Source organism: Spirosoma taeanense, from assembly GCF_013127955.1.
In the GTDB taxonomy this organism is placed as follows: domain Bacteria; phylum Bacteroidota; class Bacteroidia; order Cytophagales; family Spirosomataceae; genus Spirosoma; species Spirosoma taeanense.
In genome coordinates this window covers 4,967,914-4,980,181 of sequence record NZ_CP053435.1, presented here as the reverse complement: position 1 = coordinate 4,980,181, position 12,268 = coordinate 4,967,914, and the positions used below count along the sequence as shown (strand labels likewise).

General features: G+C 48.3%; 7 protein-coding genes. 5 read left to right on the top strand and 2 right to left on the bottom strand.

All coding sequences use genetic code 11. The annotated features are described in order from the left end of the window. Positions 1-152: 152 nt before the first annotated feature. The gene (locus HNV11_RS20645; RefSeq protein ID WP_171741464.1) at positions 153-1,538 is read right to left on the bottom strand and encodes a hypothetical protein; all 1,386 of its coding nucleotides are present in this window, start codon (positions 1,536-1,538) and stop codon (positions 153-155) included. A gap of 635 nt (positions 1,539-2,173) precedes the next feature. Between HNV11_RS20645 and HNV11_RS20640 the strand changes: the two genes are divergently transcribed. Genes HNV11_RS20640 through HNV11_RS20620 form a run of 5 tightly spaced genes read left to right on the top strand, consistent with a single transcriptional unit; the run spans position 2,174 to position 6,642 of the window. After that, entirely contained in the window at positions 2,174-3,097 is a 924-nt protein-coding gene (locus HNV11_RS20640) for a hypothetical protein (RefSeq protein ID WP_171741463.1), read from the top strand. A 58-nt stretch (positions 3,098-3,155) separates the two neighbouring features. Further along, complete coding sequence (locus HNV11_RS20635) at positions 3,156-3,905, top strand: J domain-containing protein (RefSeq protein WP_171741462.1); 750 nt, start codon at positions 3,156-3,158, stop codon at positions 3,903-3,905. Positions 3,906-3,920: 15 nt separating this feature from the next. Further along, positions 3,921-4,913, top strand: a complete 993-nt coding sequence (locus HNV11_RS20630; protein ID WP_171741461.1) for a vWA domain-containing protein — start codon at positions 3,921-3,923, stop codon at positions 4,911-4,913. Then, positions 4,910-5,725: a PP2C family serine/threonine-protein phosphatase gene (locus HNV11_RS20625; RefSeq protein WP_171741460.1), complete on the top strand. Its 816-nt coding sequence runs from the start codon at positions 4,910-4,912 to the stop codon at positions 5,723-5,725. The genes HNV11_RS20630 and HNV11_RS20625 overlap by 4 nt, the downstream gene beginning before the upstream one ends. A 14-nt stretch (positions 5,726-5,739) precedes the next feature. Then, positions 5,740-6,642, top strand: a complete 903-nt coding sequence (locus HNV11_RS20620) for a protein kinase family protein (RefSeq protein WP_171741459.1) — start codon at positions 5,740-5,742, stop codon at positions 6,640-6,642. A 69-nt stretch (positions 6,643-6,711) separates the two neighbouring features. Here the strand turns inward: HNV11_RS20620 and HNV11_RS20615 are convergent, their stop codons facing one another. Next, a complete protein-coding gene (locus HNV11_RS20615) occupies positions 6,712-12,123 on the bottom strand; it encodes an Ig-like domain-containing protein (protein WP_171741458.1) in 5,412 nt (1,803 codons plus the stop codon). Positions 12,124-12,268: the final 145 nt, after the last annotated feature.

The following is a 12,268-nucleotide window of genomic DNA, read 5'->3' as shown; positions in this document are numbered from 1 at the left end:
TTAATGCAACTTGGACACCCTTTAAGCAGGCTTGGATTACCTCAGTACGGCTGCCCCGGCCTTGAGTTAAATGTCTGAAAGGTCAAACGGATATAGAGCATCCGTCATGGTAATTTTTAGCAACTGTCTGCGAATATCCCATGAGCTTAATGCTAAGTTCTTACAACACGGACCCATGTACGGAAAAACGCACGTTTTTCTCCCTCAGCACGCTTGGGAGGTGCATTGTTACCCGTTAAGCGCATACTCATTCGCCGTTGCACAACGGGGTCCCCTTCTTTTTTTACCGGCTTTTTAACCGTTTTCCTTTCAGTTGTAAATCTTGGAATCGACGCGTGACCGAACTGGTCATATCCCCCCGTCTCGATTAGTTTATTGATTTCCAAATCCGGAAGATTTGGTAATAATTTTTTGAGATCATGTCGATTGTACTTGGTAGTTAGAGAAGCACTCATTATCTGTAACCAGCCAACCGCGTCTACTGTATATTTATTATCTAAATCTGATAAATAAGACTGAACACTATAAAGCTTATAAAAAACGCTTCTGTTCTCATACGCATCGCATTTACTCTTGATATCTTTATAGGCTTCAGCAATTTGCTTAGAAGTAACCGTGCGGTGTTCTATAACGGGTGTCATATGGTGTATACCCTCATCAACAAAGGCGACAACACCATATTCTTGGTCAATGTCTTTTGTTTCAATTAGTATCTCTCCTTCCTTGGTGAGGTTTGTATTCAAGCTTCTGGCCACCTGCAAATCTTCATGAAACTTAGCTGGCATAAGTCTTCTAAGGCGCTCTTGGTCTTCCTCATCGCTATGAGGGCTAACAATGAATTCAGGCCCTGCTATTCCTTTCTTATTCAGGTAATTGAGATTAACAAACAGTGTTTGCCCTTGAGTATCTTTATGTAATGTTGAATAAGACACGTTTCTGTCTCTGATATAATGAACCTCAATAACTAATTTGCATTTGTCATTTAGCAAGCCACTCTGCCGTAAATACTCGAGCTGATTAGCTTTTTCCATTGTACTAAGTGTATTTTCAACAATCATATCTGCCAACCCAGCCTTTGTAACCAGATCAAATGTGCTGAGAAGATTAGCGCTGCCCTCTGTATCAGCCATCAACCCATCTACTTTACCTTTTATTGGAATAAGTTTAGCCTTTTTTATTATTTCCTGTAAGCTGTCTTCCTCACCTAGGCTAGTCAGTTCAATTCCGCCCAAACAAGATTCTACCTGAAGACGCTGAACTATAGTTGACTTTTTTTCATGTTTGATAGCTTCTTCTAAAGCTTCTTCTAATTTAGTAACAAGTTTCTGCTGAAGTTGAATATTAGGGACTTGAAAGACTTGTGGTGTTATCATTTTAGAAAGTAACTCTCCAGAGCCTGACGATTTCGATATTAACACTGTATCGTCCTCTTCTTTCTCTTTTTTAATGACCCCAAACTGACCAGAAAACCGCATTTTTCCCTTACTATGTTTTTTTTCCCCTTTGTCAATAGAGTTTATTAGCTGTTTACTTTCCATATAGAATGCTGATTAAAGTAGTTATCGTAAATACATTGCAGTGAAGTTACCAGATGCTTGACATTCCTACTCTTAAATTGCTAGTATCATTGTCTAAAAATACAATGAAAATATAAACATACTATACAATCAATAAGAACGTTGGTAACGTTAATTAAATAGAGTTTAAGCTACCAAAAACGAGTAGCAAAAGCAAAAACATACTGTATTTTTCGAACAATTGGTAGGCTATTTTTTATCTATCCTAAACCCATTTGCTTAATCAAAATCGGCTTATATTTGGTATAATTAGGCAGCTTAAAGCACTGCTGGAATGTTACCAGCCAAGCCCATAATTTACCGGTTGCTTTTCTTCCATCGACTATAGATTATTATAAATGCCACACTCAACTAAAAACCTTGACAGTTGGGTTACCCGAAAAAAAAGCGGTATCTCATCCGCTGGTAGCCGGGCGAATGCCCAGATCCCGGCCGTAAAGCGCAAACCTATACTGGGGCAAGGCTATCAGCAACAGCTTATACTAAGTGCCCGAACCAAAAAAGGACGTCCTCAAATTGGTTTGCCAGCGGTATACGGCCGGTGGGGGCGAGCTCAGATCAATACGAATCTACGGCTAAATACAAAAGAATATAGGATGCATCAGATTGAGCACCGGACGGGGTTTGGCGGTACTGGACTTGATGAAATGGTTAGTACAGAAACTGTGGCTAGTATCATTGAGCGAATGAATACTGCTGGTCGATCGCGAGAAGATATTAAGTATGTAGTGGATTTACTGTCGCGCGAGCGCGAAGAAGTACGGTATCTGCTCTGGACAACCGACGACCCCGAACGACCGCTCAGTGGTCATCCTGGCGCGCTGAGCAAACGCCAGAGCGACATGCGGTTTGGCCTAACGGGTAGTCATGGAGACAAAAATAATTTACGTGCGAGTTGGGTATTGAATCAATATGTATCTGGAGCGGGTTCCGAAGGCGAACGACTAGCTGATACAGGCATCATGGCTGGTATCATGACGAATCAACTGTTCAGCGAGCCATTTGCTCAGTTGGATACGGTTTTGCCAACATCTAAGGTTCATCTTGCCTATCATCCAGTTCATGGTTCTATTTATAGCACGGCGCTCGGTTTGGTTACCAAAAATGACGGCTTTAGACGTGCCGCTCTCAATACGCACAATGCACGCGAACGCCGGAAATGGCAATATGCAGAGCGGTTGATGAGTCGTGGATATTCCGATTTAGTTCACTCTGATATGCGTGAGTGGATTGTTAAGGGTCAAGGCTGGGTATCTGGAATGAATATGTATCTTGAGTCTGTACATGGTGAAAAAGATACCGACTCCGGGCCTGCTATGTCATCGGGCTATGTTCCGCAAAAAGACCATACAATCCTCACACTAAGTCAATGGAATGCAGCCGCTCAGGCAGGAACTATGCTGCCAGCGATTGGTAAACCCAGGCCATTGATACGCCAGGCTACGCCCATAATAAGTATCAAGGCTCTCCCATTTAAACAGCAAAAGCTTACCCATTACTTTAAGAAACGTCACAAATAATGTTCTCATAAAGCCTGAGCACGATTAGATGCTCAGGCTTTGCTTATATTTGGTGCCGATGAACGCCCGATCTTTTCCGCCTATCATTCATCCCGCCAAAACTAACTTGCTGGCTCAGATTCAGGCTCTAGAGTCCCAGATTGCGCAGCTTACCGAAGAAAAGGCGGCCTGCCAATACCAGATCGATCAGTATTATCGCCTGTTTCAGCTTCACCTCGGCGACCTCCTTACGCAGACACTTGAACTTCAACTACAACTGGCGCTACGTCGGGCGGGGCAGACGGGCAGACGTAGTGATGCCGAAGAAGCGCAGGCCTGCCAAGACAAGTTTGAGCAGACGAACCGCGCCGTTCGGGAAGCCGTCGCGCATCAGCCTACGGATCCTGACGAAGCCGCCGAACGCGAACTCCGCCGACTCTATCGACAGGCCGTTACGTTAGCCCATCCCGACCGTCATGCCAGCGATTCTGACCGCAATGCCCAAGCTACGGCTTATATGATGCGGCTTAACGACGCTTATCAACGTCGGGATCTGGCAGCGGTCCGCCAGTTGGTCCAAGACCTTAACGATGGATTCCTCTTTTCGGCTCAGCCCAAAACAGCCTTCGATCTTGACGCTCTCCAGCAGTGGCACCAGCGGCTCATTGACAGGCAGCATATTCTGCAAACGGAAATTGCCCACCTGAAAGCAGACAACGGATACCGACTGATGATCGATGGTACGGACCTGATGACTTATTTTATGGGCTTGCGCGAGAGTATGCAACAACAAATAAATCTTCTGAAGCATCAGCTTAAATCCGTCTAACCCGAAACCAATTCTATGCCTGATCTTCAACCCGTACCATCGTCTGCACTCCCGGTAGCTGATCTGCAAAAAGCGGTTCAGGACGTATTACAACGCCCAGTCAAAGCCCGCCCTTATTCGGCACAGATCATGCGGCAAACGCCCACGGCGTTTATCTTCCTGATTGACCAGTCGGGGTCGATGGACGAACGAACCATGTACCGGGGGCAGTCACTTTCCAAAGCAGCGGCTGTAGCGCAGATCATCAACCAGACGCTGCTGGAGTTAATGCTTCGCTGCCAGAAAGGCGATGAGATCCGGCATTATTACGACATTGCGCTGATTGGTTACGGGGGACTTAATGACGAACGGGCGAATCTACTCTGGTCAGGTGATATGGCCGGGAAAGCGTTTCTCAGCCCAGCGGAATTGGTTAAAGCCGCGATTCACATTGAGGAAGTTACTGTACAACGTACCATACGGGGGCGGGTCATCACCACAACAGAAAAACGTCCGGTCTGGCTACAGGCTGTTCACCACTACCGGACGCCGATGAAAAGCGCCATCTGCATGGCCGAATCGCTGGTAAAACAATGGTTAGTCACACAGGCAGCTAAAGACGTTTACCCACCTACCGTTATCAACATTACGGATGGTGTAGCGACCGACGCTACTGCAGACGAACTGCTGGCTTGCTGCGACCGACTAAAAAATTTGCATACCGTCGACGGGCACGCGCTGCTAATGAACATTCACGTTTCGGACGAGCAGGGCAAAACCATTTTGTTTCCATCGAAAGCGGCTGAACTGGGAGCCGACCAGTACGCGCGGCTTCTCTACGATATGTCAAGTGAGATGCCCGCGCCGTACCACGCTGACATTGCGAGTCTGTTTGGCCTCGATCAGCGCACAACGTATGTAGGCATGTGTAGTAACGCGGATATGGATGCGCTGGTCAAATTCATGAACATCGGTACACCCACGCAGCACAATGGGCACTTCATTGCCAACCTAAAGCTCGATTTATGAGAAGTCGTCAGCAGTCGGTCGGGAAAGAAGCGCCTGCTTATTCAGACAATGAAGATGCCAGCAGAACCGACGACGGGGCGGGCATCTGGGCGGTGGCCGACGGCGCCGGAGGAACGGGTATCTACGCGGGCGAGTGGGCACAGTACCTGGTCCGGAATGTGTCGAAGGAGCCTTTTCGTGATCTGGATCAACTGGCGCGCTGGCTGGATAACCATTGGGAGAGGTTTTTTAATCAGTACCAGCCCCGAACCCAGGGTGACTATCTAATTGGATATAAATTTATGCATGAAGGGTCAGGTGCTACCCTGGTCACCTTGCATAAGCAGGACGAACAGATGTATTGGTCGGTGTACGGCGATGCCGTGGCGCTTTGTTTTCAGCCACTTACGGGCGAACTTAAGGCGTCCAATCCAGACCCGCGACAATTCGAATCCGCCCCCTATCTGCTGAACTGGCTCACACCCCCCCAGTCCAAAGGCTTTCGGGCCAACGCGTGGACTCATAAGCCGGGACAGCAGTATGCCCTGCTCTCGGATGCACTGGGACAGTATGTACTCCTGGCGTATGCAGTTTTGCAAGGGAATAGAGATTCCGTGCGGGATTTGGCGCAGCAGCCAACGGCGTTGGGCAGCCTGGCGCAGGGGCACCTGGCGCATTGGTGCGAAAAAGGATCGCAGTTTTACGAACTCGTCTGGGAACCGCTCCGAACGGCACTAACGTCGGCTGATGCGTTTAAGCAATACACAGAGCAACTCCAGGCCGGGCAGCTGCTGGGCGCGGATGATTATACGGCTATTTTCATCGAGGATTGACCTCGTTTTGGTCTATGTTCCCATCCATCAGTGAATACATCCAGGCGATTGAGCTATCTACAGAAACGCTCAAAACATTAGCGCATTGGATACCTTTACGCAAACCGAACGGTCAACTATATTTCAGCAGCGGGAATTTTGCTGTAGTGTTCAGAATGCAGGACAGTCGAACCGGTGAGTTAATGGCGCTACGCTGTTTTCTACGGCCGGAGCCCCAACGCCAGACTCGCCTGTGGTTCATCGGTCGTTACCTGACTGAGCATTACTTACCGTATCTGATGCCTTTCTCGTACCACCCTACTGAATTATGGGTCGATACACGCTTCGGAGCAACAGCTGAGTTTGACGTAGTATCGATGCCCTGGGCAGAGGGGCAGCCGTTGGCCGAATATGTCGTCGAACAATGTAGGGAAAGGAATTGTAAGGCACTGCAGCAATTAGCCCGCCGGTTCGATAAACTAGCTTGCTGGCTGATTGGTCAACCGTTTGCCCACGGGGATTTGAAGCCGGACAACATCCTGATCGATCCAAATGGGTTACTAACCCTGATTGACTACGATGGGTTTTATGTGCCGCTGCTGGAAGGGCTAACCGCAATAGAGACAGGTACCTCTCCGTACCGCCATCCGCAACGCACGCTAACACACTATGACCGACACATCGATGATTTTAGCCTGCTTGCTCTTTCGCTCGAACTGCACGCGCTGAGCATAGCGCCTGAATTAAAACAGGAAGCCGACAGCCTGTTATTGTTACCCCAAACCGTTCAGAAACCGTTCCATTCTCCTTTTTGGGAGCAGTTGCGCAAACTGGAATCCAGGGTGGTTTCTGTCCGGGCTTCCCTATTGGAATATGCCCTCCATTCGCAGGCAGGACAAATTGTCCCATTAAGGCGGATACTATCGGGCCGAAAATAATTACGTCGTTAATGAGCCTTGGAAAGTTCTAGACAAACCAACTCCTCTAGGCTCCTACTGACCTCCGTATCATCGTTTGAGTATTCTACGCACGGTTGATTGGTCACCAAGACTAATTTGAAGTAAATACGTCCCTGCTGGTTCTTTGTCCAGATAAAGAATTGTCTGCTGCTGTTTCGTTGAAATATCTTTTATAACACGACCATTAGTCCCTACTAATCGGAGTTGTACGGGTTCTTTCCGAATCGGCTGATCAATATCGATGGTAACCGCACCGTCCGTAGGCACTGGGTATACCCTCAAAGAACGGCTGAGCGGATTTTCAGCAGCTGTTAAAATTCTAACTTCAACCGTTGCTGAATCAACACCTGCTATTGTTCCCGCCCCACAAACGGTGTTGGTAACATTTACTAGTCTATACCTAGTTGTAACATTAGGTGTTAAGGGGATCGAAAGTAAGTTTGAACTTGACGTAAATGTGTTGCTTACTGATCCTGCTGATGATTCTGCTACGTAACTGCCTGCCCAAATCGGATCGCCCGTAAAGGTTAAATTAAGGACAACATTGTCTGAGTTGTAAATAACTTTGCGGCTCACAGTTAAGGCGACGGTAGGCAAGGCTTTAACCGTCAAAATCATTGGACTTCGCGTTCCGGAAATCGGATAACGCCCGTTGGCTGCAACAACCCGGACATAGTATTGACCGGCTGCAACCGTAGGTGGTATACTGGCCGTAATAACGGGCCCCTGCAGCACCGCGTTCGAAATTGGTATATATTTTCGAGTTAGTGAGTCACCGGCGGTGCTGGCAATTTCAACCGAAAATGAATTACCAGGTACAAACTCGCCCGTAGTAGAAAATGGAACGGTAAAGGACGCGCCCGAACAGACGGACGTGGTCGATAATGCGGCTGTGTTAACCGTGGGGACCCTGACTGTCACAGCAGCCGCGCCTGTCGCTGTACCGTTTCCGCAGGCATTCGCAATAGAAGCGATCGTGTAAGTCGTCGAAGCGCCTGGTATAACTGTTATTGCCCGAACTGTAGTAGATGAATTAGCTGCTGATTCAATGATACCGGTTGTGCCTTCGGATAAGGTATAGCTATACGGTCCTACGCCTGTTAGCGTCATCGTGAGCACGGCCGGTCCGCCCAGGTAGATAGATGCATTACCATCTAGTTTTGCCGTTGGTAGTGCTGTAACCGTAACCTTAACTTCTGCCTTACGGCTTTCACAACCGAGCGTACTTGTCTGGCTTACTGAATAACTCAGGCCGGCCGATACAGTCGAAGTCACTGGTAATGGAGCATTCGCTGTTACAGTACCTGTTGGTCCATACCATTTTAGATTAGTCCCTGTTGCCTGTAGAGGTGTCGCTACAGAATTCTGGCATAATGAAACAGGAGAAACAACGCCTGGTATAGGAGTTACGTTGACCGTATACTGAACCGTAGCCTTGGGACTGGCACAGCCGTTATTTGTCTGCGTCACTTTGTAAGTATAGATCTGAACAATGTCCACCTTGGTAGCGGGAGTTGGTGGCGAAATCATGTTATCATTCTGATCGTACCATTGCAGGTTTGTACCCGTCGCAGTCAAGGGTTGAACAATCGCATCCTGACAACCTGTTTGATTGACAACAACACCTGGTACCGACGGTAAAGCATTGACCACTGCGGTAACCAGTGCCCGGGGGCTCTCACAGGTGTTAACGGTTTGACTAACAAAGAAATTAAACGTTCCAGCCTGAGTCGTCTGTAAGATAGATGGGCTGACCGTACTACTCGTTGCGTCCGAATACCATTTCAAATTTGACCCGGAGGCCGTTAGAACAACAGGTGTACTGTTCTGGCAGACAGGCGCTATTGTCGTAACGGCTGGAGCGGCTGGTGTAGGAGCAATCGTCACTAACAAGAGACTCCGGCTACTTTCACACCCGTTAATGTCGGTCAGACTAACGTAATAAGGAGTTGCTCCTGGGGCGGTTGTGTTCGGGGTAGGCGCTGCAGGAGACGCTACACCGCCCGTTGCGGTCATATACCAGTTTAACGTACCTCCATTGGGTATAACGTTTAAGGGCGTAGCGGCTATTCCCTGACAGAGGCTTACCGAAGAAACCAGTGGAGCTGCAGGCTGGGCATTGACTCTGACGAGAACCAAAGCCCGGCTACTTTCGCAGCCATTGGCATCAGTCTGGCTAACATAGTAATAAAATTGCCCTGGTGAACTCGTAACAGGAACAGGCGAAACAGCAGAAGCACTTCCTCCTGTTGGGACAGTATACCAATTCAGATTAACTCCTCCTTTTAGCGTAGCCGTTAGAACCGCTGTCCCGTTCTGGCAGGCGGTTACTTGAGGAACTACAGTAGGAACTTCTGGGGGCGATTTAATTGTCGCTGTTAATTTAACCCGTTGGCTTTCGCAGCCGTTTATATTCTGGCTGACATAATACGTAACCGTACCAGCACTGTTAATGGGTGGCACGGGAGGGGTTGATGTCCCAGTACCCCCAAGTTCCTGCGTATACCAAACCAAGGTTCCTCCGTTTGGCGCACTTGCAGAAAGGGGCGGAACGGAGCCAATGCTGCCTTGGCAATAAATAGGATTAGCGCTCACAGTAGGTACAAGCGGAGTAGCTTGCACGGTCACAATAACGGGAACACGGGCACTTTCACACCCGTCAACGGTTTGGCTGACGTAGTAAGCGGATTGACCTGGATTAGCTGTCGATGGTATGATTGAAGGTGCTGGTGCTCCATCCACTGGTACCGTATACCAATTTTGGGTTCCAATAGCTAATGCCGTCAAAGCCGTTGGCAGTGTATTCTGGCAAAGCGTGATAGCATTCGTGCCAACAATTGGTACGGCTGGCCGTGCCTTTACATTTACGAGAACCTGCGTGCGAGTACTTTCACAATTGTTGACATCAGTTTGGGTAACGTAATAAGCCGTTAATCCCGTGTTTGACGTTAATGGAATAAGACTTGGCAAAGCAGGTCCTCCCGACGAGGCTGTATACCAAGAGAGCGTGCCGCTTGCCGTAGCTGTCAGTGGAGCCGGCGCACTGTTTTGACATAAGGGAACTGGATTGGGAATGACCGTCGGCTGCTGAGGTAACGGTCTGATAGTTACGTCTAGGCTAGCGCGAGCTCCTTCGCACCCATTGACGCTTTGGCTTACATAGTATGTGGTTATAGCAACTATTGTTGTAGGGGGTGTAATGCCCGGAAGTGGTGTGCCTCCCGTCGAGGTAGTATACCAGTTTAAAACGCCCCCCGGCGATGCAGTTGCTGTCAGGGCGCTGGGCTGAGCATTTTGGCAGATGCTAAGCGGGGCTGTGGCCGGTTGTGCAGGAGTAGCCACAATGGTCGCCATAACGCTGGCTCGATTGCTCTCGCAGCCATTACCATCAGTCTGGCTCACAAAATAGGTGAAGGTACCTGGGAGAGTAGTCGGGATCGTAGGAGCCGGAATCATAGTAAGGCTATTTGCGTCGCTATACCATTTTAAATTTGACCCCGAAGCCGAGAGCGTAATGGGAGCCGAACCTTGACATGCGGTCTGCGAAGCCGTTACTGTTGGTCTGGCTGGCTTAGGGTTAACAATTACGGTAATGGTACTGCGGGGCCCTTCGCAATTGTTCGTGTTCGTCTGGCTAACGTAATAGTAGAGCGTAGACTGGGTGGATGATGTCAGTGAGGTTTGTGGGATAATACTTGTTGAAGCGGTTCCCCCTGATGGAACAGTATACCAGTTCAGAAGAACCCCATTGGTTAGCGTTGCCGACAGAGGTTGCGCTATAGCATCCTGACAATAGACAACCGGTGTGCTGCTAACAGATGGGGCCTCAGGTAGCGCCTTGACAATTAATTGAATTGGGCTCCGGTCACTCTCACAGTCGTTAATAGTCTGGCTAACGTAGTATACCACTGAAGGACCTGCGTTTGCTATCGAAAGTCTGGGTTCAGGTATAGCTGTTCCACCGGTTTGGGTAGTATACCATTTCAAAGTGCCCACTGCTTTAACACCCGTTGCCAGCGAAACTGGGTTAGCACTTGCGTTTTGACAAACAGTCACATTCTCGGTGCCAGGCGGGGTTGGTTTTGCGAGCACATTCACGGTAATAGCCGCTCGGGGGCCTTCACATTGGTTACCGTCTATTTGGCTAACATAATAATTTGTAGAACCCGGTTTATCAGTTAACGGGGTGGGGGCAGTTTGTGTCGCTGTTCCTCCGGTGGCGTCCGTACCATACCATTTCAGCGTATTGGTAGTGGTTGGAGTTGCCGACAGTTGCACGGCATTGTCGCCCTGGCAATAAAGGATCGGTAGTGAACTGACTGTCGGCAGTGATGGATTTGAAACGGTTGTGATGGTTATACTCGCTCGCTTGTCTTGAGCAGTTTCGCAGCCGTTTGCATCCGTTTGACTCACATAATAAGTTTTAGGCAAAGCATCGGCAGTAGATGGGGTTAGCGTTGGGGTGGCTGTTCCTCCAGTTTGAACCGTATACCAGTTTAAGCTTGCACCGGGAATAGCTACAGCCTGTAAAGGAGAAGCAACTGCATTCTGACAGTAAAGGGTTGTTTGAGCAGGAATAGTGGGCGCGGGTGGTAAAGCGTTAACTGTAAACGTGATGGCGGCTCGGTCGCTCTCACAGCCAAACTGATTAGTTTGGCTAACATAATAGGTAAACGTTCCAACAACACTCGTAGAAAGAACCGGTGGAGGGATAGCCGTTCCTCCAGTTTGAACTGTATACCATTTCAGTGTACCGCTAGCAGTTACTCCCGATGTAATCAAAGGCGGGTTGGGGGCGTTGTAGCAGGCACTTAAAGGCGTAGTAACTGGTTTTTCTGGCTTTGGATTGACTGTAACACTGATAACTGCCCGATTACTCTCACAGCCATTGGGATCAACCTGGCTAACGTAATAATTAAAGGTACCAGCTTGATCTGTTGAAGGCGTTGGCGGAGTTGGAGATCCAATGCCGCCTGTAGCGTTTAAGCCATACCATCTCAATGTGTTGTTGCTGGCTGTAGCAACGGCTCTTAATGGCACGGCTACTTCTTTCTGGCAGTAAGTGACAGGAGAGGTTACTATTGGCAGGGGTGGAATTGGATTTACATTTACGGGTACTATACTACTTGTATAAGAAGTAGACGTTCCCCCGCTGACCACAACATTAACCAGAAATACACCGTATTGCCCTCCTGCCTGGCTGCTGGGAATGGTAGACGTTATGGATTGATTATTTCCCGCTGAGGTGTTTGTTTCAGTCAGTTTAAGATCAGTAGTTCCGTTGTGTAAATGTACTGACAGCGTTCCGGCTTGATTCGCGCTATACCTAATAGTTAAATTTTGGCCAGCGCAGACTGGATTAGGGCCAAGCGCCAGAATACGAAGCTGTGCGGATACTTTACCACAAAATAATATTGATGAAATAAACAGACATATAGAAATACGTATAAGTATGATCATAACTAATATAGCCGTTTTGAGTTTGTTAGGGTCTTGTGTATCGCATACACTGGCAAGAGGATTACCGCATAATTATTCCGGCTCGCTTGAATAGTCAAGCACTTTCAAACAGATGGTCGAATATTTTTATTGCAATTTTCCAAAA

Excerpts from the sequence above, each read along its gene's own strand:
- HNV11_RS20645 (WP_171741464.1), bottom strand. The coding sequence starts at position 1,538 with ATGGAAAGTAAACAGCTAATAAACTCTATTGACAAAGGGGAAAAAAAA.
- HNV11_RS20640 (WP_171741463.1), top strand. The coding sequence starts at position 2,174 with ATGCATCAGATTGAGCACCGGACGGGGTTTGGCGGTACTGGACTTGAT.
- HNV11_RS20635 (WP_171741462.1), top strand. The coding sequence starts at position 3,156 with ATGAACGCCCGATCTTTTCCGCCTATCATTCATCCCGCCAAAACTAAC.
- HNV11_RS20630 (WP_171741461.1), top strand. The coding sequence starts at position 3,921 with ATGCCTGATCTTCAACCCGTACCATCGTCTGCACTCCCGGTAGCTGAT.
- HNV11_RS20625 (WP_171741460.1), top strand. The coding sequence starts at position 4,910 with ATGAGAAGTCGTCAGCAGTCGGTCGGGAAAGAAGCGCCTGCTTATTCA.
- HNV11_RS20620 (WP_171741459.1), top strand. The coding sequence starts at position 5,740 with ATGTTCCCATCCATCAGTGAATACATCCAGGCGATTGAGCTATCTACA.
- HNV11_RS20615 (WP_171741458.1), bottom strand. The coding sequence starts at position 12,123 with ATGATCATACTTATACGTATTTCTATATGTCTGTTTATTTCATCAATA.